Below are 25,204 nucleotides of genomic sequence, written 5' to 3' on the forward strand. Positions count from 1 at the left end.
TTATTTATTATTACATTATATTTAATGTTACCAGAATTTTACCATAATCTTTTTACACGCCGAGGAAGCCCCATTATTTTTAACCGTAAAACGGGTAAAGTGTATATCAATGAAAGCTATTTTTTTAATTTTAAAGTGTTACGCAATCCGTTAACCTTTTTGCATCCCAATAAAAAACGCATAAAAGAATATGACTGGGCTCATTTACAAGGGGTGGTGGTGCATAATTTTTCACGCTACTCACTCAACACCACTATTTTAATGGTATGCAAGCCCCATAGCCATAAAACAATCGACCATATATTATTAGATCCATTACGTATCGGCATAGGTAGTTATCTGGTTTGGGGTTGGGTTAATAATTTTATGTGCGCGAACAAATTAGCCGGCCTAAACGACGGCAAATACAAATGGGAACAAGAAACGCAATTTAAAGATAAAATTATTAAAGGACAAGGTTGGCCCGAATGGATGGTAGAAGCGTTTAATGCCACATCGCAAAAAGAGCTCGCTGAAATTAAACAACGGCACAATATAACGCAATAGCCCAAAAGCCGTTGCAGTTTGGCAAGCATGGGCAAAGCGGTATAGCAATCTAATTCTGCCCTAATGCACAAGATGATGGCGAAATTCCACTCATCATTAACCGAAGCAGGAAGAATAAATAAAAGGAGAATAAAATGCCATCAAAATACCGTCCACAAATTTTTGGTTGGTTTGGCGATCTAGATAAAGGCCCACGTTTAGTGCCCCTGCATGACGATCGCTTAAGCTATGCCAATAATAACTATTGTGCCTTTATTCGTCAGGATCATAATGATCAGATTTTTTATACCTGCCTTTATTTTGTTGCTACAATTTTCGGAATTGGAATTATCATTGGATCTATTTGGTTAATAGTTCATCATGATAACTCTAAAATAGAATTTATTGATATGGTAGTAATTTTGAATTTTATTACATGTTGTCTTGGTATGTATTATGTTATTCCCCAAGTGTATTATTATCTATTTTCTCGTCGTGGTAGTCCCATTATATTTAATCGTAAAACGGGTAAAGTCTATGTTAACGAAAGTGACTTTTTTAACTTTAAGTTTTTACGCCATCCTGCAGTATTTTTACACCCGAAAAAACGCCGTATAAAGGAGTATGATTGGGATGATTTGCATGGTGTTATTATTCATAATATGTCGCGTAATGCTTTAAGCTCGACCGTGTTAATGGTGTGCCAACCCGGTACGCATCAAGTGATTGATCATATCATGCTAGATCCTGCCCGAGCAGGCGCTGGTAGTACATTTGTTTGGGGATGGATTAATAGTTTTATGGTGTATTATAAATCAGCCAATATTGATGATGGTGAATATAAGTCAGATCAAGAGGAGGAATTTAAAGCACATAGGATTGACGGCCAAGGCTGGCCCGAATGGATGGTAGAAGCATTTAATGCCACATCATTAGAAGAGCTCGCCGAAATTAAACAACGGCATCATGTCAAACAATAAGTTTTAATAGCTTAGGCGGGGGCGGGTAATTTGATAAGCATGATAGCAACCGTAATGTAATAACAAGGCTGCCAGAGCCTGATTATAACAAAATTGACGAGCCAGACGAATTTACCTTAACCACATCGGCGAATTATCTTACTGATAAAACCACAACCAATAGCGATAAGCCAATTCAAAATGGGCTGACTATATCCGAAATTAACGCCAAGTTAACATTAAATATGTTGATTTCTAAAATCGTAGCAAGAGCCTTTGCAACGATCAATATTTTTGAAGTCTTAGGTGAGTTAAAAAGTGCTTTTGGTATGTGGGATATGGAGCACAAAGGTTATTTTTTAGCTAGATTGTTTGGTTTTTTATTTTTAGGTATTGGTACTGCTCTGCTATTAGTTAGAAATGAAATGCTATAGGTGCTTGGGTGTTGTTTTATTTCTATTGAGTTTATACTTAATAAAAGTGGCAAAAAATACGATAATTTTACTCTTATCGATCACTGGTTTGGTATGTTCGCACTTTTTAGCACCAAAAGTATGGGCATACCATTTTTAAATAAAAATTATTTAGTATTTTGCTTATTTCTGTGGCTATAAAATTTTTTTTGCGCCGGTTAAGGCTTAAAGCAGATAAATTATTCCAACTATGCCTATTGATAATTCTATTTAGAACCGTGTTCATCTATTCCCCCTACACATTTGGTTTACTAGGTAATATTGACTCATGCTAATTATGAATATCTTCATTAATTTTTATCACTTATAAGCTATATGCGATAAAAAAAGCGGAATAATTAGCATTTATGTAATCGTGCCGATGTTGTATATAAAATGATAATTTTTAATGTGATATCAATCACACTATTAGTGTTTAGCTTTTGAACAATCGTTTTTATTCGCTATATTAAAATTGCTTATTAAAAAGCATTGGATTGTTACCGATCTATAGCGGGCAAAACCTAAAGGGCAGTAATGGCTACCTTTTAGGTTTTTTTTGTTTTAAATCTAAAAGATTTTATTTATTCTTTAAAATAATGAGTAGAGAAAAATGAAATATTCAATAAAAACAGTATGTAAAGTAAAACCAAAACGAATTGTTTTAATGACGATGCTTTGTTTATGTTATTTACCAAATGCTATTGCTGCTACTCAAGATGAATTAGAAGCAAGAATTGCATTATTAGAACAAAAATTATTAGCACTTAGTCAAGAGTCTAATGATTTGAAAAAGCAAGTGATTGAGTCGAATAAACAGCTCGCTCAATTAAATAATCATCTTCAAAAACAACAAATTGTTATAAATAATCAGAAAAAATCGCTTAAAAATAGCCAAAAAGCAGTACTTACAAAGCAACAGCCACCTAGTAACCCAACACAAATAAGTAATAATCAAATTGTGCTAGTTAATACACCAAAAGCAGACACCGTGCTAGGTGAAAATCCACCAGAAAAGAGATCATTTACTTTAGCTGAATTTAAAGACTATATTAAAGATGAAATTGGTTTTTCTTATAATGGTTATTTTCGTGGTGGCTGGTCAACTTCAAGTAATGGTAAACCTAAGAATTATGCTGAAGGAGCATTAGGTCGATTTGGTAATGAATATGGCGGTTGGTATGATCTTGTCTTTAAGCAAAAAATCTATGATCAAGATGGAAGACGTGTTGATACTATTGTTATGATTGATGGAAACGTAGCGACAAATAAAGCTGCGGGGTTATTTAATACTCAAGATGACAATCTTATGCAATTTTCAGATATTTATTTAGAAACAAAAGGATTTGTACCAAGTTTTCCTGATGCAAAATTATGGGTTGGTAAGCACTCATTACCTTATAATGAAATTCAAATGCTTGATTGGAAAACCCAAAAAACACCCGCTGGTGGGGGGATTGGTGTTGAAAATCTTAAAGTCGGTATCGGCGCTTTTGATGTCGCTTTAGTAAGAGCAGATGTAAATGTAAAGAGCAAAAAAGGAGTAGCTAAAATAGATAGCAATGGCAATGAAATTATTCAACATAAAAAAGAAGAAGTTGATTTAAACGAACTAGAAATCCGCTATCGTGATATTCCATTATGGAAAGATGCAACGCTTGGGGTGAATGCTCGTTATTCAGCTCCAAATAAATCTAAAATCCAAGATAATGTATCTGTAAAAAATGCTTGGCTTGGTAGTTTTGTTTTGCGTCAAAATAAATTTTTTGGTGGATTTAATCAGTTTACATTGCAGACAGCAACCAATTCTGTTGCTTCACAGTTAGCAAATATTAATACGAATAATCCAGAATTTGCCAGTAATTCAGATAATGACTATATTGGTACGCATACAGGAGGTAAAGCTTATCGCTTTGTATCAGAAGGGGAAGCTTATCTAAGTAATGATATTATTGTGGCTCATGCTTTGGCGTTAACTTCAGGTAATGATGTTTACTCTTACGATCTTAACCGCCCACATACCGATTTTACAAGCTTTAAATCAGCTATAAGACCAGCTTATATCTGGGATACTTATAATCAAAGTGGTGTTGAGCTTGGTTATTTTCGACAAAAGAACAAAGTCAAAAATAAAACTTATGTTGAAGAAGGATACAAAACCACGCTTTATCATTCGTTCAAAGTTGGAAAAAGTATTTTATCTTCACGGCCCGATATCCGTTTTTATGTTTCTTATATAGAGGCATTACAAAATGATATCAGTAAGTTTGATTTTAATGGTAAAGATCATCAAATTAGTTTTGGTGTACAAACCGAAGTCTGGTTTTAATTGTAATTTTATAGATATGATATAAAACTTATCATCTGAACTTTATTATAGGTTTAGCTCAATACCGCTTATTTATATAGTTCAGATGAAAAGTTAACGGTTTACTGGTGTAGACCTACTGTAGACCTACGTTATTTTTAGCTAAAGCTGGTATATAAACATGAAATTTTGCAAGTGATGTTCGCGTGTGGCGATTTTTTTATGAAGAACCATAATGGGTTATTGGGGTTTTGTGAGGCAAGAATTCTTTAATCCAGTAGTCACTAAACGCCATGAGCTTTTGTGTTCGCTGAAAAATAAGCAATATCACTGAAAATCGATTAACTTAATATGGTTTTTCACCTAAATTGATTAAAGTATTTTGGCATATACAATATGCCTCTTTTATCTAAAATAAAGTGACTGGTTTAATGCAGTTTAGCAATACAATCTTTGCTAATAATAGTATGCTATTATCGGTTTTAAAAAGTTTTTTTATTGCAAAGATTGGTAGTCAGCCTTTACTATTTTGGTAACTTTCAAGCCCTGACGTGCATAAAATTACCTAAACTTTCTTCTGGGCACAGAGTAGATGGCATATTGGCGTTTATACAACAATTAGGTTCAGTTGAGCTCAACTTGTCAATTGTTTGTGGTTGTGAGTTTTGTAATCGTTTACCAAAATAATATAGCTCTGCTAAGGTGCAGTACGAAAATAGACATCTATATTGCGATTGTTGAGGCGGTGATTCATATGGCTATGTGTCTTAAAGGGTATCTTTAATTCCTTATTTGGCGGTTAACAAAGCACAAAATACAACCAATTCCATTTCTGGGGATATTAACTTTATTTTAAGATTGATAACCACTTACAAATAAAATGATTATGCGAATTACCATTTATTTATGTTATTATGTAAATATTTATAGGTTATTGTTGTAAATATGATGAAAAAACATAATGTTATCACAATGCTTTCGCTTTTTGCGATTGCTTTTAATAGTTACGCTATAGACAAATATGTGACAGATGATGTTGATATTTATTTGCGGCGAGGCCCTGGTTCGCAGTATGCGTTTTCTAATGCAGTTAAAGCTGGAGAAAAGGTCATTGAACTAGAAAAAAGTGTAGATGGTAAATACAGTCGTATTCAACTTAATAATGGTAGTGTTGCTTGGATAGAAACGGCTAAACTAAACGAACAAGCTAGCTATAAAGAACGCTTTCCTGAGTTAGAAGCAAAATTTGCAGAATATAAAGATAAAGCCGATAACGCCGATGCGAACCAACAGAAATTGGTCAATGAATACATCCAAAAGTTGCAATCAGCGGAAAAAACAATTGAAACACTTCAAAGTAAAAATGAAGTTTTAGAACAACAGCTCAAAGAGCAGGGGACGCGAATTGAATCAATGCTGAATCAAGTGGATGATAAACGCCTTGATCTTATTGTAACTTGGTTCACCTATGGTGGTCTTGTAGCTGGTGGTGGCCTTATTTTAGGGCTTATATTACCAAGGATTATACCTAGTCGACGCAAAAAAGATCGTTGGATGCGATAGATGAGTGCAATCTATCTTGTTGGAGGTAGTGTGCGCGATAGTTTGTTGCATCTGCCTGTTGTTGATCATGACTGGGTTGTTGTCGGTGCTACGCCAGAGGAGCTTTTGGCATTAGGATATCAACAAGTCGGTAAAGATTTCCCGGTATTTTTGCACCCCAAAACAAAAGAAGAATACGCATTGGCTCGGACTGAGCGAAAATCCGGTAAAGGTTATACTGGATTTATTTGTGATTTTAGTAAAGAAATTACATTAGAACAAGATCTGATGCGCCGAGATTTAACCATTAACGCCATTGCCATGGATGAAAATGGCAATATTATCGATCCTTATCATGGTGTTGATGATATTAAACATAAAATCTTACGTCATGTCTCACCTGCTTTTCGAGAAGATCCGCTACGTATATTACGGGTTGCACGTTTTGCAGCGCGTTTTCATCAATTAGGCTTTACTGTTGCGCCACAAACCTTAGATTTAATGAAACAAATGGTATCAGCTGGTGAGGTGAGTTGTTTAACGCCAGAACGAGTATGGAAGGAAACAGAAAAAGCATTGTCAACTTCAAATCCTCAAATCTATTTTCAAGTACTTGAGCAATGTGGGGCGCTTACGTTGTTGTTTCCGTTATTATACCTATCAGCTGATATTCTTGATGCGCTAAAGAAATCAACCCTACTAACTGACGATTTAACTATACGTTTTGCTGTATTGTGTGGGCTTTTGCCTAGTAAGTCTGTAGTTGAATCATTGTGCGCAAAAATCAAAGCCCCTAATAACTATACTAAAATTGCGATTATGACTCGCCAATATCGTGGCGAGGTCGAAAGAGCGCAGGCACTCACTGCTGAGCAAATTGTTTCTTTGTTAAATAACATTGATGTATGGCGCAACCCTTCGCACCTTAATCAATTAATCATCGCAAGCCAAGCTTTTGCTAAAACAGCATCGTTTACACAAGCAAATTATTTAAAAGAAGCTTATAGCATCGCCAATGGTGTTAACGTGCAACACATTATTGCTGATGGTTATACTGGAAAACAAATCCATTGCGAGTTACAAAAAAGGCGGATTGAAGCGTTAATAAACTGGATTTGATTGTATCTTAATCAATTGCAACTTTTTTTCAAAATATCTTAAAAAAAGGGTTGACGATTTGCCGTAACACAAGCATAATGCGCCTCGCAATGTTGGTTACGACGTTGCGAATGAATGGCTACGTAGCTCAGCTGGTTAGAGCACATCACTCATAATGATGGGGTCACAGGTTCGAATCCCGTCGTAGCCACCATTAAGATTAGGTAATACTTTTACCGGAAGTATCCAGTGCGGGTGTGGCGAAATTGGTAGACGCACCAGATTTAGGTTCTGGCGCCGCAAGGTGTGTGAGTTCAAGTCTCTCCACCCGCACCATTTAATCTTAATGTTTATCCTTTAATTGGGGTATAGCCAAGCGGTAAGGCAGCGGGTTTTGATCCCGCCACGCCCAGGTTCGAATCCTGGTACCCCAGCCATTCCAGTATGCATATTTAAGATATCTTACTCTATAATCTGTTTTATATCCAGCATGCTGATTCCATTAATGCTATTGCATATAGATGGAACTGGTAGGTATGCTAGATTTATTCTAGTTCTCACTAACGTACATTGTGTACGATGTTTGTTTTCTATAGTGGGGTATAGCCAAGCGGTAAGGCAGCGGGTTTTGATCCCGCCACGCCCAGGTTCGAATCCTGGTACCCCAGCCATGCTTTGATCATTTTGATTGCAAAAGTGTATCTTTCGATTGAAATTCCTAATTGCTATCTATTTGTCTTTGCTAAATGAGATTGGCAGGATGTTATCTGTATGCTTAATTTGGGATATCTGACCGATTTTAGTTAAAAATTGATATTAATAATTAAGCAATTACCATGAAAGCTAATGTTTTAGATTAACGTTTTTGATGTGAAGCCCACATGAGCAAAAAACATTGCTCATGTAGAACTTATTTTAGAAAACTGTGACTTTATTTATATAGGCTTACAAACACCGTTTGCGCTGTGTTTGCAGGATTGGTTGATACTTCTTTTACGTAATAAAAATGGGCGCCATTAGCAATAGCATGTTTTTGTGCAGCCGAGCTAATTTCTGCAGTATTGTTAAATACACCATGGAAGCTAATTGTACTAAATGGGGTCATATGTTTAAACGCTTCACTACTGATTTCGTAAGCATCTTGACCTTGTATCGCATTTGTAGCGATATAATCTCTAATTGGTGCATCTTGTTTGTATAAATAAACTTCGATATCCTCTGCTTGACTGCTGGCATTAGCCGACGAAATTGAATCGATATAAAACGCATAAGCATTTTTCTCAGCGGCTAATTTACTTGCTGCTTGGGTGATTTCGGATGTGTTATTGTAATTACCTTTAAATTTAACAATTTCAAATGGTAAATAGTAAAGTGCCTTTGAACGATTATAAGAAACTACACCATTATAGGTGGTTTCATCTTTTTGCACGGCAATAGGTGCATTAGATTGATAAATATTGGCATAAACAATAGCGCGATCTGATGAAGTGCCATTAGCTGGACTTTCGATGGCAGTAATGTGGTAATATTTAGCTCCCGCTTCGTCGGCTGCGCGTGAAATATCATTAGCTGCGTTATCGGCTTGTAAGTAACTGCCAGTCACTGAAATTTCTTTTAATGGCACTAGATGCCTACTTTCTTTGTCTGTCAAAGGTTCAGCAGCGTAAAGACTCGCAACGGGTAAAGATAATAGTACGGCTAAAGCAATAGAAGTTTTGGTAAAACGTTTCATGATTGAATCCTTCGTTTTGAATTATTAAAATAGAAAATCACTTTGTTAACGCTTATTTAATTTACAGATATATTAATATAGTGTTGCTTTGAGAATGTTCTAACTTGTGGAGCTCCAGAATGTTTTGTCCTTGTCTACTTGTAAAAAGTGTTAAGACATATAATAGTTGTTTTGGTTTGAATGAATTGTAAAACAACTATCTATAGTTATAAGATGTTCAGTGATAATCCTCAAGTTCTTTTCATTAAATAGAATAGCGCCTAGCACAAATTGCTTAAAATGAAATAAATTGTTAAAAAAAGTGTTAACTTTTTGTTGATTAAATCTGTGATTACTTTTGTAAAATTGTATTTACCCTATAGATTATTCACGAATTGTTTCGATGAAATGCATAAGAATTTGAGCGGTTAATCCCCAAATAACCCTATTACGATACTGATAAAAATAAACGGGATGCTCGGATCGTTTTTGCCAGTTTTGTGAACGGTTAGTAATGATATTAAAAGGGAAATCATCGGCAGGTTTATGCCCTACAAACATTGTTGCACTCATTGGGCGGTTATGAATAAACCACTCAACCGGAACGGTAAAGATTTGTTCTACTTCGTCATGGTTTAGTTGCAAATCATTTAGCGAGCTTATTGTGCCTACAAATGGGTAAATAATCATACCTAATGTTGCAATAAATTTAGGTAATTGCCCTAAAATCGTTATTTGATTGTAGGCTATACCTAATTCTTCAACAGTCTCACGCTTGGCGGTGTATTGGGGATTTGGGTCAGTCAATTCAACCCGACCACCAGGAAAACAGATATCGCCAGGTTGCCATTTTAGCTTTTCTGATCTGACCTGAAATAACAGATGCAATTGGTGATTAACCTCGACGATTGGTAACAATACCGCAGCTTTATTATCGACAAATTTAGTTGCCTGCTTTTTTTGGATTTGTTTAGTTATATTTTCAATTGTGATCATATTAATGTGTTTTGCTCTAAGATTAAATTTTAGCCCTATTTACCTTGCACTAATAACATGCTAGATTTACCTAATGCGTTAGTTTAATACGCGTGTTTTACCTAATTGAAGCTATGCAATATTATATCAATAACATAAAAAAAGAACTTGAAGAGCTTGCCAATCTAAAGCGTGAACGAGCTCTTGTTGGCATGCCTGATGAATTTCAACAAGTATTTTTGTTGCTTCCTGCTCTTTTTCACTATCATACGCCTGAATTACCCGGATATATGGAAAGTAATATACCTTCAGGGATTGCTTGTTATCAATTATCTACTGATACAAAAAAACTACTTAAACATAAATTTAATTTTGCTCCCACCAAAAATAAAACTAAAGTGACTCGAGCTCCTGCAATATCAGCTTTATATTCAATGGGCAGCACCTGTTCTATGGGGCAGTCGGTTCAATCGGATCTTGATATTTGGATATGTATTGAAAATAGTTTAACTGACCAACAAAAAGAATTCTTACAGTTAAAATGTCGTCTAATTGAAGACTGGGCTGCAACGTTGCAAGTTAAATTAACATTATTTGTCGTTGATGCCGATCGGTTTATTAATAAACATCATGAATGCTTAATGGGCGAGAATTGTGGTTCTGCACAGCACATTTTGTTGCTTGAGGAGTTTTACCGCTCCGCAAATTTATTAGCTGGCAAATTTTTGTTGTGGTTTGTGGTGCCCCATAACTTTACTGTGAATAACGTCATTTACTCCACTTATGAAGAATGTGTTAACGCCATGGTTGATCTTAATTTAATTGAACGAGATCAGTGGATTGATTTTGGCCCGTTAACAAATCTATCAGCTGAAGAGTATTTTGGTGCAAGTTTGTGGCAACTTTATAAAAGCATTGATTCACCTTTTAAAGCTGTGCTTAAAACTATGTTATTAGAAGCATATTCATGGATCTATCCCCAAAATAAGCCAGTTGCTTATCAAATGAGAGAATTTATTCAAAAGGGTGAAATACATAATGGAATGTATCTAGATTCGTATTACATGTTATTAGATAGAATCAGTAAATATCTTATTGAAATTAACGATTGGCAACGACTTGAGTTAATTCGCAACTGTTTTTATTTAAAAATAAATGAAAAGCTCTCTATTCCAATGAAATCACCTTCTTGGCGTCGTGCTATACTGAGTGACTTAGTTAAAAGCTGGGGATGGAATAAACAACAAATTGCAAAATTAGATGCTTGCCAAAAATGGAAAATAGGACAAGTTCGAGAAATGCACGAAATTTTGTTACACACCATGATGGCGGGTTATCGAAATTTGCTTAATTTTGGTCGGCGTAATAATTTAGACTCACAGATTAGCCCTAAAGATTTGGCGATATTAACACGAAAGCTTTATGCTGCTTTTGAAGTACTGCCGGGCAAGATTACCACTTTAAAGCTTAATATATCTGATAATCTACAAGAAGAGGTATTAACATTTATTCATGTTGCTAAAGACCGCATTAATCGATCTGGGTGGTATGTTTATAATCAAAAACCTATGTTGAAATCAATTGTTGGTCATCAATATCTAGAATACAGCAAATATTTAGTAAAACTAGTAGGATGGTGTTACTTTAACGGCTTAATAGCTGATTCTACCTCTTTTTATTATCGCGATGGAGAAAATCGAAACAACACAAAAATTAATAAGTTGATTGAGGATCTAAAAAAATATTTTCCTATTGATGTACCTACAGCAACTGAAGATCAGTTATATGGACCATGTGAAATTCGTCATTTAACCATTATTTTAAATTTAGAAGACGATCCAACAGTGAATATTGAATTAGACGATCAAGTAACTAATAGAGTGCTTAATTATGGTCAGCATGAGCTGAGCTTGGTGGGATCGATAGATCTTCTTTATCGTAATTCATGGAATGAAATTCGCGTACTTCATTTTAGTGGTACACTATCAGTGCTTGAAGCGATTAAGGCTTTGTTAAATCGTATGCACAAAGACGCTGACTTGCCCAGTTCAATCGAAATTTTTTGTTATAGTGAATACCTAAGCAATGAAATCAAGCAAGACATGAAAAAGCTAATGGATGAATGTATTGATTTACGCTTAACCACCACTGAAAACAACTCAACGCAAGTCAAACCATTAAGGGTTGGAGGAGCTTCTTGGTATCTGTTTTTTGAACGACTAGGTGTATCAAGCCATCAATTTGACAATGCAATTGATTTTTATGGCGCGGTATCAAATAATAAAATACAAGGTAGGCCACTGAATATTTTAGACGAAACTAACGAACTACCGAAAGAAATTGATAGCGTTGCTTATGCTGGGATTATTCAATTCTTCTTTGAAAATACCGATTCGGGCTTTGATCTTTTCATCTTAAATGAACATAATCAAGTTGAAATTTATCGTAACTGCAACGGTTCAAGAGATAATATGGTGAAAGATATCAACGAATTTTATGTTTTATCTGACGATCGTTTTACGTTTACCACCAGTAGCTCGGTTAATTTTAATCTACCTCAATTTTATCAAATCACTTATAATGAACGTGGTGAGCGAGAGATCGTTCCGCTTAATTAAAAAAATCGAAACCCGATCTTATTTGCAGTAATCGTTGTCAAAAAACTTCAGAAAAACTTATTTTTGAGTATATAAAGATTAAATATTTACAATTAATGAGTAAAATAATTAAATTTCTATTAAAATAGTGGGAACTTTTTTTCAATTTAAGAATCTAACTGTTTGTGTGCGCAAATTTGGGCCGAACGACAGTTATTAACACAATAAGGAATGGCCTTTAATGGGGGAGCAAGTAACAGACCAAGTACTAGTTGATCGCGTTCTTAAGGGAGACAAAAACGCTTTTAATTTACTTGTTGTTCGTTATCAAAACAAATTGGCTTATTTGGTTTCTCGTTATGTATTAGCGTCTGAAGTTCCTGATGTTGTGCAAGATACTTTTATAAAGGCATACCGTTCATTAAGCCTTTTTAAAGGTGAAAGTGTTTTTTACACATGGTTGTATCGAATTGCGGTTAATACGGCAAAAAATTACTTAGCGTCTCAAGGAAGGCGTCCTCCAGCATCAGATATTGATGCTAACGAGGCTGAAAGTTACGAAGGTGCAGATTCATTGAGAGATCTCGATAATCCTGAAAATTTAGCGCTTTCAGACGAAGTGAAACAAACAGTATTTGCTGCGATAGAGGCATTACCCGACGATTTAAAAACGGCAATCATGTTGCGCGAAATTGACGGTTTAAGCTATGAAGAAATCGCTAAAATTATGGATACCCCTGTAGGAACAGTGCGGTCACGTATTTTTAGAGCACGCGATGCAATTGATGAAAAAATTAAACCATTACTTAGTTAACGGTTACAAACAAGTTAACAGTTACAAACAACTTGAAAGCATTAGTCATAAATTTAAGGTATTTACTATGCAAATAGAACAGAAAGAGCAACTTTCATTACTTATGGACGGTGAGTTTGACAATGATCATATTGTCGATGCTATATCATATGACGAAAGTTTGCAGTCATGCTGGCAGCGCTACCACCTTGTAAGAAATACAATGCGTGGCGAGTTGCATAGTAGCTTATTAACGCTAGATGTTTCTAAGCAAGTAGCTAAAGTAATTATGGCTGAAGATTTATATAACCAACCGACAAATCAACCTAGTGTTGAAGCCACTGCGCCACCAAAATCTGAAAATCTCATGTGGATTCACGTTAAAGACTTTTTTGCTAAAGCTAGCCAAGTTGGGCTTGCAGCATGTGTAACCCTTGGCATTATTGTTGGTGTGCAATATCATCAAGGACAAGCAGATAGTGTTAACGCAAGCCCTATATTAAATACAGTACCAGTAGGGGTAAACCTTGCACCAGTGGGGGGAACTCACCAACAAAACGATCAGCAATTACTTGAAAAACGCCAATATGACAAAATTAGATTGCTTGTACAAGATTATGAATTACAAAAAAGATTAAATGCTCGTTAATTCGAAATGAAATCATTACATTATTTTGTTATATATTCTCTAAAACAGAGCAGAAATATTATATTTGCTCTGTTTTTTGTGTTTTTTTCAGCGTCTATTTTTGCTCAAGATACCGACGATGCCCTAATACGCTTAAATAGAATGAATCATGCTGTAAAAACGCAAGATTACCGAATTTACTTTTTATCTCAAGATAAAAACCAATATGTAAGCACATTTGAATATAGCCATTTGGGCGCTACTAAAAAAGAAGATATTAATGCGTGTTTGCGTTATCTTGAAGGTCCTGATAAAGAGATCATTTTACATAAAGGCGTCACCAGTTATTTTCAGCCTGATAGCCCATCATTTTCTATTACAAGCTCACGTATTTTGGAAGCTTTTCCTGATGTGATTTATAACAATTTCGATGCGCTTAAAGACATTTATGATTTTATTGAATTAGGTCAAACTAGAACTGCTAACCGAAGTGTACAATTGGTAAAAGTTGTCGCTAAAGATAACGACCGTTATAGCTATGTGATTTGGATTGATGATGAAACCGATTTACCGATGAGAATTGATTTGTTAGATCAAAATAATGATGTCATCAACCAACTAAAAGTGGTTCAACTTGAGAAAGATTTTGATAAGAATGAACTGGCAAACTACATCAACAGCCGAACTTATCCGATTTTATTATCGATTGAAAAGCAAAAAGATGTGCTTGGTCAATGGCGATTAGCTTGGTTGCCTAAAGGGTTTAAAGAAATAGCTGCCTATAATTTGAATTTTTATCGCTCTGATATTGCGACTAAATTGTACTCAGATGGTGTGTTTTCGTTTACGGTTAATGTATCTTCTGAGCAAGCTAAACAATCAAATCAAATCATCCAACAAGGCGGGCGGACTATTTATTCAACGAACTTTAGGCACAAAAATATTATCATCATTGGTAATTTGCCACAAACTACTGTTGAGCGTATTGCACAAAATATTATCCAGAAATAAAGACAAACTTCTCGATAACGCTATGCTTAGTAGTGATAAATGTGTAAAATGTTCCTCTTTCTGACTATGTAATTATTAGCAATGCTGGTAATAACCAAAAGGCACTTTAGATAGTTAACCGTTAATAACCAAGATACTAATTTATTAATATGAATAAAAATATCCGCAATTTTTCAATCATTGCCCATATTGACCATGGTAAATCAACGCTTTCAGACCGCATCATTCAAATTTGTGGCGGGCTTTCAGATCGAGAAATGGAAGCTCAAGTGCTCGATTCAATGGATCTTGAGCGTGAACGTGGCATTACGATTAAAGCACAGAGTGTAACACTTGATTATCATGCTAAAAATGGCGAAACCTATCAGCTTAATTTTATCGACACGCCAGGGCATGTTGATTTTTCGTATGAAGTATCTCGTTCGCTCGCTGCTTGTGAAGGTGCATTATTAGTTGTGGATGCAGGGCAAGGGGTAGAAGCACAAACACTAGCAAACTGCTATACCGCATTAGATATGGATCTTGAAGTTGTACCCGTTCTTAATAAAATCGATTTACCCGCAGCCGAACCAGAACGTGTTGCGGCTGAAATCGAAGATATTGTTGGCATTGATGCAAGTAATGCGGTTCGCTGTTCGGCTAAAACTGGTGTTGGTGTTATTGATGTACTTGAACAATTAGTTAGCGACATCCCCCCACCAGAAGGCGACTCAACAGCACCATTACAAGCACTAATTATCGACTCATGGTTTGATAACTACTTAGGTGTAGTTTCACTAATTCGCATTAAAAATGGTGAGTTAAACAAAGGCGATAAGATCAAAGTAATGAGTACTGGCATGACTTATAACGTGGACAGGCTAGGTATTTTTACTCCAAAACAAGTAGACACACAGCGCCTCAATTGTGGTGAAGTAGGTTGGGTTGTTTGTGCTATCAAAGATATATTAGGCGCTCCAGTGGGTGATACTCTGACTTTGGCAAAAGCACCTGCACAAACCCCATTACCAGGTTTTAAAAAGGTCAAACCACAAGTTTACGCAGGGTTATTTCCAACCAGTTCTGACGATTACGAAGCTTTCCGTGATGCGCTTGGAAAATTGAGCCTAAACGATGCTTCACTATTTTATGAGCCAGAAAATTCAGGCGCTTTAGGATTTGGATTCCGTTGTGGTTTTCTTGGCTTACTACATATGGAAATCATTCAAGAGCGTTTAGAGCGTGAATACAACCTCGATCTTATCACTACCGCGCCAACGGTTGTTTATGAAGTGCTAACCACATCGAACGAAACAATTTATGTTGATAGCCCAGCTAAATTACCGGCAGTAAATAACATCCAAGAATTACGCGAACCGATTGCTGAATGTAACATATTAGTACCACAAACTTATTTAGGTAACGTAATTACATTATGTGTTGAAAAGCGCGGCGTACAAACCAACATGGTTTATCATGGCAATCAGGTTGCTTTAACGTATGAAATCCCAATGACTGAAGTTGTATTAGACTTTTTTGATAAGTTAAAATCGACATCGCGCGGGTATGCCTCATTAGATTACAGTTTTAAACGATTCCAAGCTGCCGACATGGTAAGATTGGATGTATTAATTAACGGTGAACGCGTTGATGCATTAGCTTTAATCACCCATAAAGATAATGCACCATATCGAGGGCGAGAATTAGTTGAAAAAATGAAAGATCTTATTCCCCGTCAACTATTTGATATCGCCATTCAAGCAGCTATTGGTAATCATGTTATAGCACGATCAACCGTAAAACAATTACGTAAAAACGTATTAGCCAAATGTTACGGTGGCGACGTAAGCCGTAAAAAGAAACTTCTACAGAAGCAAAAAGAAGGTAAAAAGCGAATGAAACAAGTAGGTAATGTGGAATTACCACAAGAAGCATTTTTAGCGATTTTGCATGTAGGGAAAGATTAACCAATTAAAGACAAATCGATAAAAAGATTTATTTAAAGAGGGAAAAAAATGGCTGGAACATTTGCCATCATATTAACATTAGCGACACTTATTACAGGTATTTTTTGGTTTTTAGAAAAATTCAAATGGAAACCAGCAAGACAACGCAAAGTTGAAGAAATCCGCACACAAAGCGATGGTGAAGTCGATGGAAAAGTCCTTGCTCAAGTTGGCAAGCCTAAAGGCTGGGTTGAAAACTTATCATCATTTTTCCCAGTTTTGTTTGTGGTGTTTGTTATTCGCTCATTTATATATGAGCCGTTTCAAATTCCATCTGGCTCAATGATGCAAACGTTATTAATTGGCGATTTTATTGCTGTTGAAAAATATGCATACGGCATGCGTGATCCTATTACCAATACTGTTATCATCCCTACAGGAAAACCTAAACGTGGTGATGTGGCTGTATTTAAGCACCCTGATATTCCAAGCATGGATCTGATTAAACGGGTTGTTGGTATGCCTGGCGATAAAATCGTGTATCAGGTTAAAGAAAAGCAAGTTCTAATCTACCCGGCCTGCCAACCAACCGATATAAATTGCCAAGGCCAACAATTGCAACCACTTGATTTGCATTACAGCGAACCTAAGCCAAGCAATTGGAAAGAAGTTCACGAACAGTTGAAACCAAACCCTAGTTTTTATACTGTAGAACAATATGCTGATAAAGGTATTGTTGACTCTGAATCTATTGTGACATTGAATATGAAAATTCAACAAGAGACCTTAGGCGACAGAGCGCACGAAATCTTAATCACACAAGGTTCACAAGAAAACCCAAGATATTATTATCACCAAGATGGTCAACCTGATGCTACTTGGATCGTACCACCAGGTCATTATTTTATGATGGGCGACAATCGTGATAACAGCGGCGACAGTCGATATTTCGGTTTTGTGCCTGAAGCTAACTTTGTTGGTAAAGCTACAGCAATTTGGATCAGCTTTGAAAAACAACCAAACGAATGGCCTACGGGTATCCGCTTTAATCGTATTGGTGGCATACATTAATCATTATGAAAACATTTACTGAAATTCAACAATCTATCGGCTATCAGTTTCAGGATCTCTCTTTACTTGAATTAGCACTTACTCACCGAAGTGCTAATAAACTGCATAACGAACGTTTAGAGTTTTTAGGCGATTCTATTTTAAGTTTCGTCATTGCTGATGAACTCTATCATCGCTTTGTTAAACAAGATGAAGGTGATCTAAGCCAAATGCGAGCAACCTTGGTTTGTGGGCAAACACTTGCCGAAATTGGAAAAGATTTCAAGTTGGGCGATCACCTTATTTTGGGGCAAGGTGAATTAAAAAGTGGAGGATTTCGTCGCGAATCCATTATTTCTGACGCTGTTGAAGCTATTATTGGTGCCATTTACTTAGATAGCGACATAGACACAATACGCCCGTTAATCTTATCATGGTATCAAACTCGATTAAGCCAAATCCAACCTGGCATTAAACAAAAAGATGCCAAAACAAGATTACAAGAATATTTACAAGGAACTCATCGCCCTCGTCCGTGTTATTTAATTCTTGAAGTCACAGGTGATAATCATGAACAAGAGTTCTTAATTCAATGTAAAATTGACGACGATAGCCACGAGTATTTGGGGCGGGGCTTAAGTCGCCGAAAAGCAGAACAAGCTGCTGCACAAGAAGCTCTCAACCAATTAGGTATAAAATGATAGAAACAACACAACATTGCGGATTTGTCGCCATTGTGGGGCGGCCAAATGTAGGTAAATCAACACTATTAAATCAGTTGCTTGGACAAAAAGTATCGATTACATCACGTAAAGCGCAAACGACTCGCCACCGCATTATCGGCATCGACACACAAGATAACGATCAAATTATCTATATTGATACACCAGGACTTCATATTGAAGAAAAAAGGGCGATTAACCGCTTAATGAACCGAGCGGCAAGTAGCTCAATTGGTGATGTTGAGCTTGTTATTTTTGTGGTTGAAGGGACACATTGGAATGATGATGATGAAATGGTCGTTAACAAGTTAAAAGACTGCAAAAGCCCTATATTGCTAGTGATTAATAAAATTGACAACGTTAGTGACAAAACACAACTATTACCACATATACAAACGATCAGCCAAAAAGCAAATTTTATTGATGTTGTACCAATTAGCGCTGAAAAAGGCGAAGGTATTGATATTATAAAAGATATCGTCAAAAAACATTTGCCAGAAGGTGAACATCACTTTCCTGAAGATTACATAACTGACCGTTCACAACGCTTTATGGCATCAGAAATCATCCGTGAAAAGCTCATGCGCTTTTTAGGTGATGAATTACCTTATTCGGTAACGGTTGAGATTGAACAATTCAAAGTGGATGAACGCAACGGAATGTACCGAATTAACGGATTGATTTTAGTTGAACGCGATGGGCAAAAGAAAATGGTCATTGGTAATAAAGGCGAAAAAATCAAAAAAATAGGCATCGAAGCCCGCAAAGATATGCAATCCTTTTTTGACAACAAAGTCCATTTAGAACTTTGGGTAAAAGTTAAAGCAGGGTGGGCTGATGATGAGCGAGCTTTACGAAGCTTAGGTTATAGTGATGATTAAAAATTTTAAGTGATTTTTTGTAACAAATTAGGTATAAAGATACCTAACTTTCTTTAACCACCTAATAAAATTAAAGTTTTACTAGGTGGTTTTTATAGAAAAATACCTTCATTGTTTATAGTTGAAACAGGTTGTTTTGTCTTATTCAATGGCAGAGTATACCAGCAAAAACAAAATTGAATTTTATACTGAAACGCTATTCATTTTACAAAAATTATTGGATTTAACTTAAAAACACAAATAAAAACTTAAATAAAATCAATTGCTTTTCTGAATTCTTTTTAAGGAAAAAATATTCCTATTTTTAACCCGCCAATGGTTGTTAAAAGATATGATTCTGCAACCGCACGAGGGATACTGGGGGATTGCGCATAAAATCCTCTAGATCGGCGGTTATCATCAATCGTTTATTTTATTTACAAAAGTCAAAACGCCAAAAACCATAACAATCCTCCCAAAATAAGCTATTTGCCACTTAAAAAAGCAGTCAGAAAAGATATTGATTTTATTTGATTTTTTGTTTTGAGTGAAAAATAAGCATTTTTATCTAAGCCATGCGTATGGGGAGGGGGGATTTTACACAATATTCCCAATTTAGGCGTTATCATCAATCGTTTATCTTATCTACAAAAAATAAAAAACAACACACCTAAAACCAGTTCAATTAAGAAACAGTAAAAATTTTATTTTTATATTGCAACGTGAGTTTACCTATAAGTTTTGCGATTAAAGCAAAATATTATCATTTATTGTTTCGATATTTTTTAATAACTTAATGCTAAACATCTATTGCTAATTTATATATAATGCTTTAACAATTTAAATTTTAGATATCAATTTCGGAGCCTCTTATGCAGCAGTTTCGTCCTATCCGCCGTGCTTTACTTAGTGTGTCCGACAAAACGGGTATTTTAGCATTTGCTAAAGCTTTATCAGAACGAAATGTGGAACTGCTTTCAACTGGGGGGACAGCAAAATTATTAATTAAAAACCAAATACCCGTAATCGAAGTTTCTGACTATACAGAATTTCCAGAAATGATGGATGGACGAGTTAAAACGCTACATCCCAAAATACATGGAGCAATTTTAGGACGTAGAGGTATTGATGATAAAGTTATGCAGCAACACCAGATCGAACCTATCGATATGGTGGTTGTTAATCTTTACCCATTTGCACAAACTGTTGCTAATCCGCATTGTACATTGGACGATGCTGTTGAAAATATTGATATTGGTGGACCGACAATGGTTCGATCTGCCGCAAAAAATCATAAAGATGTCGCCATTGTAGTTGATAGTTGCGATTATACCAATATTATCAATATGATGGATGAGAATCACAATTCCCTTTCTTTTGAATATCGTTTTAATCTTGCTATTAAAGCTTTTGAGCATACAGCAAAATATGATGGTATGATTGCCAACTATTTTGGGAAATTAGTGCCACCTTATATGGGGCAAACAAATGAGCCAGCGGGCGAGTTTCCTAGAACATTAAATTTGCAATTCATTAAAAAACAAAATATGCGGTACGGCGAAAACGCCCACCAGCAAGCGGCTTTTTATGTTGAAGAAAATGTTAAAGAAGCATCAATTGCAACTGCAAGACAACTGCAAGGTAAAGCACTTTCTTATAATAATATTGCGGATACCGATGCTGCGCTTGAATGTGTGAAATCGTTTGATGAGCCTGCTTGTGTGATTGTAAAACATGCCAATCCTTGTGGTGTAGCAGTCAGTGATAATATTTTGCACGCTTATGAAAACGCTTTTAAAACCGATCCAACATCGGCTTTTGGTGGCATTATTGCTTTTAATCGTCAACTTGATGCTAAAACTGCAAAAGCCATTGCCGATAAACAATTTGTAGAAGTCATTATTGCACCATCCGTTACTCAAGAAGCACTTGCAATTATCCAAGCTAAAAAAAATGTACGCGTACTTGAATGTGGTGAGTGGACAACATCATCGCCTGCTAGTTTAGATTTTAAACGTGTTAATGGTGGGCTTTTAGTTCAAGAACGTGATTTAGGCACAATAGACGAACATCAATTAACGGTTGTCACTAAGCGTAAACCAACAAAAAAAGAGCTTTCAGATGCACTATTTTGCTGGAAAGTGGCTAAATTTGTTAAATCCAATGCCATTGTTTATGCAAAAGATAAAATGACAATAGGTATTGGCGCAGGTCAAATGAGCCGCGTTTATTCAGCCAAAATTGCTGGAATTAAAGCGCAAGATGAGAATCTAAATGTTGCTGGTTGTGTTGTGGCTTCCGATGCCTTTTTCCCATTCAGGGATGGAGTCGACGCTGCGGCTGCCGCAGGTGTAACTTGTGTAATTCAACCAGGTGGCTCTATTCGTGATGACGAAGTCATACAAGCGGCAGATGAACACAATATTGCGATGATGTTTACTCATATGCGCCATTTTAGACATTAATTGTTAGTAAAATGAGTGGGCATTAACTCACTCAAAATAAATTACTACACTGGGTTTTGTAAAACATAAAAATTTACAATCCTTTTTTCAGATTTTAGTATTCAAAGGATCTTTTATGAAAGTTTTAGTCATAGGTAATGGTGGGCGTGAACACGCACTTGCTTGGAAAGTCGCACAATCACCATTAGTATCAAAAGTCTTTGTCGCTCCTGGCAATGCAGGTACTGCACTTGAACCTAGTTTAGAAAATATTAATATTAAAGCAACTGATGTTGGCGGTTTGCTCAATTTTGCGCAACAAGAACAAATTGATTTAACAATTGTTGGTCCTGAAGCGCCACTCGTTATTGGTGTTGTTGATAGTTTTCAAAAAGCAGGATTAAAAATATTTGGTCCATCAAAGTCTGCTGCGCAATTAGAAGGATCTAAAGCATTCACCAAAGATTTTTTAGCTCGACATAATATTCCAACAGCCGAATATCAAAACTTTACAGAAGTTGACCCCGCTATTGCTTATATACGTCAGAAAGGCGCTCCAATTGTGATTAAAGCCGATGGGCTTGCTGCGGGTAAAGGTGTTATTGTAGCAATGACACTCAAAGAGGCCGAAGATGCCGTGTGCGATATGTTAGCGGGTAATGCTTTTGGGGATGCTGGCCATCGAGTGGTTATTGAAGAGTTTCTAGAGGGCGAAGAGGCGAGCTTTATTGTCATGGTCGATGGCAAAAATGTTGAGCCAATGGCAACAAGCCAAGATCATAAACGTGTTGGCGATGGCGATACGGGCTTAAATACTGGTGGTATGGGCGCTTATTCCCCAGCGCCAGTGGTTACTGATGCCGTTTTTCAACGAATTATGGATGAAATTATTTACCCAACCGTTAATGGCATGGCACAAGAAGGGAATGTCTATGTTGGCTTTTTATATGCTGGTTTAATGATTGATAAAGAAGGCAACCCAAAAGTTATTGAGTTTAATTGCCGATTAGGCGATCCTGAAACACAACCCATTATGATGCGATTGCAGTCAGATCTAGTGAAACTTTGTGTAGCGGCCATTGATGGTAAGCTTGATACCGTCAAATCCAAATGGGATTCAAGATCAGCCTTAGGTGTAGTGCTAGCTGCAGGCGGTTATCCGGGCAAATATAATACGCAAGATGTGATTCTTGGACTCCCCACAAAGGCAACCGATAATTGCAAAATTTTCCATGCAGGAACCAGTTTAGAAAAAGGTCGAGTATATACCAATGGTGGGCGAGTACTGTGTGTTACTGCCTTGGGCAATACCGTACTTGAAGCGCAGCAACGAGCGTATGAGCAAATAAAAGATATTTACTGGCATGGCTGTTTTTATCGTAAAGACATTGGTTATCGTGCGATTGAGCGAGAACAACGCAGTCATAAACCATAATTTTTTAAAGTTATGTCATTATAACTTTTAATGACGTTGTAATAGGTATAAACGAAAAATTATCACAACAGTTATCAGTTTTTTATTCAATTTTTTTTAATCAGAAAACGATATTTAATAGTAAGCTTAATTTTATATAGATTATATTGATAAATTTTAGCGATTAAATTTGTTTAGTAGAAAAAGGAAAAAGGGATGAATAAATTATTAGCCATATTGGGCGATGATACGACAACTGGTGGTAAAGTGATTTCTGCATCAAATAGTGGTTTTTCTCAAGGTCAAAGTATCGCATGCTTAGGCGATTACGCAAGTTGTCCTAAATGTACAAAAGGATATGGTTCCATTATTGAAGGAACATATGATTGTATTGTAGATGGTAAACCGGCTGCCTATGATGGTTGCATTGTCGCTTGTGGATGCCCAATAGGAAATAATCGAGTTATCGCCACTAAAAGCTTTGCTTATGTGAATATTGCAAGCTCTTCATCAGCAAAAAGCGCAAGTTTTAAAATACCTACCTCTCCAGAAACCTCATTACCTATCTTTCAAAATCTAATGTATACGCAAAGTGACTCATCACTTGAAATGAGTGACGACACATCAAAAATTCGATTGGACGCCAAACGCTTAATGGACTGCGCCCACGAAGTATGCGAAAAACACCTTTATTACAGTGAAATAAAACAAGCTTTTATTGATGATGTAGATCACTTTGCTATGAATATCGTTGATAAAGTAGAAAATGGTGAGATGAGTTATGAGGAGGGTGCAAAGAAAATAAAGACTGAAGAAAATAATTTGTGGGAACAAAGTCTTGTATGGGTGAAAAATGGTTTGTCTATTTTTGGTGGTGTAGGAATGATTCAAACTGGGTTAGCACTTTGTTCTGCGGGATGGTCATGTCTTATTGGAGCTCCTATGATAGCGCATGGAGGAAATGGAATATATGAAGGAACCGCTGGCATTGTTAATGGTGTTATGAACGAAATTGATGACGGCAACAGAAGTATGGACGTTGATGGACCTTTAAGAAGTGGGTATCAATATGCAGCCAAGGCTTTAGGTTTTGATCCTTCAATTGGCGATATAGCTTATGATAGTTTAGATTTAACGATGTCAGTAGGAAATCTCTTTAAATTAGTGCCGAAAAAATTTAATAAATTGGGTGATCCGACATTTAAACTCTTTAGATATGGCCGCAGTGATTTAGAAAGTGCTTATAAACAAATGAGAAAAGAATTATTATTTCTGGAAGCAATGATTGATGTAAATGCTTTATATGATTTATCTAAAAAATCAATAAACGCTTTTATACTTAATAAAGATAGCAAACAAGTAAGTATGGTTGTTAAAGAGCCTGAAACAATTATTAATGTTGGACAAATTGTTGAGAACTGTTCATTGATAATCACAATAGGTAATGATAATGCACCCGATTATTATAGCTGTGAAAGCAGTGATGGTTCAACATATCGAAAAGATAGAGATGGTAATATTATAAAATAAGGTCGATGTGCATGAGTATTTTAGTCTGTATAAGTTATTATTTTTTATCTATCGTTGGATTCTTTATTCGGTACTATTTTTCGGGATATATTGCAACGGACTATGCTAATAATAAAACGTTAAATCGTAAACGACGTTGGGCTATTTTGTTTTATTTTTTTATTATTTTATTTAGCCAGTTAATGATGAGGGGGCTTGGAGAAGGTATTTTCTCTCATGTTATTTTTTTCTGGTTGGCTGGTTTTATTTATCTTTTTTCTGTTTTTTCTGGCGGTTTTCTCGTCTGTCCTCCTCGCTATAAAAAAAAGAAAAAATGGAAATAATAAAATTATGGTTATATTAGTTTATTGTTTATTTCTATTCATAATTAGCATTTATCATATTAATGACACGTCAACACATGATAGAAAATAATAAAAACTATATTGTTTGATTTGAATAAACAGAATAAGCAAAATAAATGTAAGAAAACGAATTAATGTTAAATAGATAAAATTATTTTTTATCTATTGTTCATTTTGAAACATTAATGTAACTGAAACAAAAACAGATGGATATATAATCTAGTTAGATAATATCTCTAATTCAACAAAACAGGTATTTTGAATAGAGAATAGAGGAAAGAGTTGCGACAAGGCTAGGTATAAGCATCATTATACT

The 25,204-nt window shown here is 35.8% G+C and carries 20 protein-coding genes and 4 tRNA genes; 22 read left to right on the forward strand and 2 right to left on the reverse strand.

Translation table 11 applies throughout. From position 1 onward, the window contains the following. The 10 genes from A9G28_RS13570 to A9G28_RS06995 all read left to right on the forward strand — a co-directional run. Nucleotides 1-546, forward strand: a 546-nt coding sequence (locus A9G28_RS13570) for a DUF6708 domain-containing protein (RefSeq protein ID WP_218057341.1), incomplete at its 5' end; no start/stop codon positions are given. A gap of 134 nt (nt 547-680) precedes the next feature. After that, the gene (locus A9G28_RS06955) at nt 681-1,505 is read left to right on the forward strand and encodes a DUF6708 domain-containing protein (protein ID WP_065580190.1); all 825 of its coding nucleotides are present in this window, start codon (nt 681-683) and stop codon (nt 1,503-1,505) included. A gap of 224 nt (nt 1,506-1,729) precedes the next feature. Next, nucleotides 1,730-1,918, forward strand: a complete 189-nt coding sequence (locus A9G28_RS06960; protein WP_065566312.1) for a hypothetical protein — start codon at nt 1,730-1,732, stop codon at nt 1,916-1,918. A 631-nt stretch (nt 1,919-2,549) separates the two neighbouring features. After that, the gene (locus tag A9G28_RS06965; protein ID WP_081297844.1) at nt 2,550-4,265 is read left to right on the forward strand and encodes a carbohydrate porin; all 1,716 of its coding nucleotides are present in this window, start codon (nt 2,550-2,552) and stop codon (nt 4,263-4,265) included. 924 nt (nt 4,266-5,189) lie between these two features. Beyond that, nucleotides 5,190-5,807 carry a TIGR04211 family SH3 domain-containing protein gene (locus A9G28_RS06970; RefSeq protein WP_065566311.1) on the forward strand — a complete coding sequence of 206 codons (618 nt, stop codon included), beginning with the start codon at nt 5,190-5,192 and terminating at the stop codon, nt 5,805-5,807. Beyond that, on the forward strand, nt 5,808-6,905 hold the full coding sequence (locus A9G28_RS06975) for a multifunctional CCA addition/repair protein (protein WP_065580191.1): 1,098 nt from the start codon (nt 5,808-5,810) through the stop codon (nt 6,903-6,905). A 116-nt stretch (nt 6,906-7,021) separates the two neighbouring features. After that, a tRNA-Met gene (locus A9G28_RS06980) sits at nt 7,022-7,098 on the forward strand. A 37-nt stretch (nt 7,099-7,135) separates the two neighbouring features. Continuing rightward, nucleotides 7,136-7,220, forward strand: a tRNA-Leu gene (locus tag A9G28_RS06985). A gap of 26 nt (nt 7,221-7,246) precedes the next feature. After that, nucleotides 7,247-7,321, forward strand: a tRNA-Gln gene (locus A9G28_RS06990). Between the two features lie 159 nt (nt 7,322-7,480). Beyond that, nucleotides 7,481-7,555, forward strand: a tRNA-Gln gene (locus tag A9G28_RS06995). 260 nt (nt 7,556-7,815) lie between these two features. Here the strand turns inward: A9G28_RS06995 and A9G28_RS07000 are convergent. Then, nucleotides 7,816-8,616, reverse strand: coding sequence for a YdgH/BhsA/McbA-like domain containing protein (locus A9G28_RS07000; RefSeq protein WP_065580192.1), 801 nt, complete (start codon nt 8,614-8,616; stop codon nt 7,816-7,818). Nucleotides 8,617-8,979: 363 nt separating this feature from the next. Next, complete coding sequence (locus A9G28_RS07005; RefSeq protein ID WP_065566308.1) at nt 8,980-9,591, reverse strand: NUDIX hydrolase; 612 nt, start codon at nt 9,589-9,591, stop codon at nt 8,980-8,982. A gap of 113 nt (nt 9,592-9,704) precedes the next feature. On the opposite strand from A9G28_RS07005, the gene A9G28_RS07010 reads away from it, so the two are divergent. The 12 genes from A9G28_RS07010 (at nt 9,705) to A9G28_RS07065 (ending at nt 24,867) form a co-directional block, all read left to right on the forward strand. Continuing rightward, the gene (locus A9G28_RS07010) at nt 9,705-12,188 is read left to right on the forward strand and encodes a class I adenylate cyclase (RefSeq protein ID WP_065580193.1); all 2,484 of its coding nucleotides are present in this window, start codon (nt 9,705-9,707) and stop codon (nt 12,186-12,188) included. Nucleotides 12,189-12,408: 220 nt separating this feature from the next. Beyond that, complete coding sequence (gene rpoE / locus A9G28_RS07015) at nt 12,409-12,981, forward strand: RNA polymerase sigma factor RpoE (RefSeq protein WP_065580194.1); 573 nt, start codon at nt 12,409-12,411, stop codon at nt 12,979-12,981. Nucleotides 12,982-13,048: 67 nt separating this feature from the next. Then, the gene (locus A9G28_RS07020; protein WP_176700715.1) at nt 13,049-13,609 is read left to right on the forward strand and encodes an RseA family anti-sigma factor; all 561 of its coding nucleotides are present in this window, start codon (nt 13,049-13,051) and stop codon (nt 13,607-13,609) included. 6 nt (nt 13,610-13,615) lie between these two features. Next, entirely contained in the window at nt 13,616-14,599 is a 984-nt protein-coding gene (locus A9G28_RS07025) for a MucB/RseB C-terminal domain-containing protein (RefSeq protein WP_081301525.1), read from the forward strand. Nucleotides 14,600-14,748: 149 nt separating this feature from the next. Then, the gene (gene lepA, locus A9G28_RS07030; protein ID WP_065580197.1) at nt 14,749-16,545 is read left to right on the forward strand and encodes a translation elongation factor 4; all 1,797 of its coding nucleotides are present in this window, start codon (nt 14,749-14,751) and stop codon (nt 16,543-16,545) included. Between the two features lie 48 nt (nt 16,546-16,593). Next, nucleotides 16,594-17,595: a signal peptidase I gene (gene lepB, locus A9G28_RS07035; RefSeq protein WP_065566486.1), complete on the forward strand. Its 1,002-nt coding sequence runs from the start codon at nt 16,594-16,596 to the stop codon at nt 17,593-17,595. 2 nt (nt 17,596-17,597) lie between these two features. Continuing rightward, on the forward strand, nt 17,598-18,275 hold the full coding sequence (rnc, locus tag A9G28_RS07040) for a ribonuclease III (RefSeq protein ID WP_442903006.1): 678 nt from the start codon (nt 17,598-17,600) through the stop codon (nt 18,273-18,275). Beyond that, nucleotides 18,272-19,177, forward strand: coding sequence for a GTPase Era (gene era / locus A9G28_RS07045; protein WP_065566488.1), 906 nt, complete (start codon nt 18,272-18,274; stop codon nt 19,175-19,177). Before rnc ends, era begins: the two co-directional genes overlap by 4 nt. Before the next feature lie 851 nt (nt 19,178-20,028). Further along, a complete protein-coding gene (gene purH, locus A9G28_RS07050) occupies nt 20,029-21,621 on the forward strand; it encodes a bifunctional phosphoribosylaminoimidazolecarboxamide formyltransferase/IMP cyclohydrolase (RefSeq protein ID WP_065580198.1) in 1,593 nt (530 codons plus the stop codon). Between the two features lie 115 nt (nt 21,622-21,736). Next, entirely contained in the window at nt 21,737-23,035 is a 1,299-nt protein-coding gene (purD, locus tag A9G28_RS07055) for a phosphoribosylamine--glycine ligase (protein ID WP_065580199.1), read from the forward strand. Nucleotides 23,036-23,230: 195 nt separating this feature from the next. Further along, a complete protein-coding gene (locus A9G28_RS07060; protein WP_065580200.1) occupies nt 23,231-24,544 on the forward strand; it encodes a DUF4225 domain-containing protein in 1,314 nt (437 codons plus the stop codon). Nucleotides 24,545-24,555: 11 nt separating this feature from the next. Beyond that, nucleotides 24,556-24,867 carry a hypothetical protein gene (locus A9G28_RS07065; RefSeq protein ID WP_065580201.1) on the forward strand — a complete coding sequence of 104 codons (312 nt, stop codon included), beginning with the start codon at nt 24,556-24,558 and terminating at the stop codon, nt 24,865-24,867. Nucleotides 24,868-25,204: the final 337 nt, after the last annotated feature.

Origin of the sequence: Gilliamella sp. Fer1-1 (assembly GCF_001690825.1) — a bacterium.
Lineage (GTDB): Bacteria > Pseudomonadota > Gammaproteobacteria > Enterobacterales > Orbaceae > Gilliamella > Gilliamella apicola_C.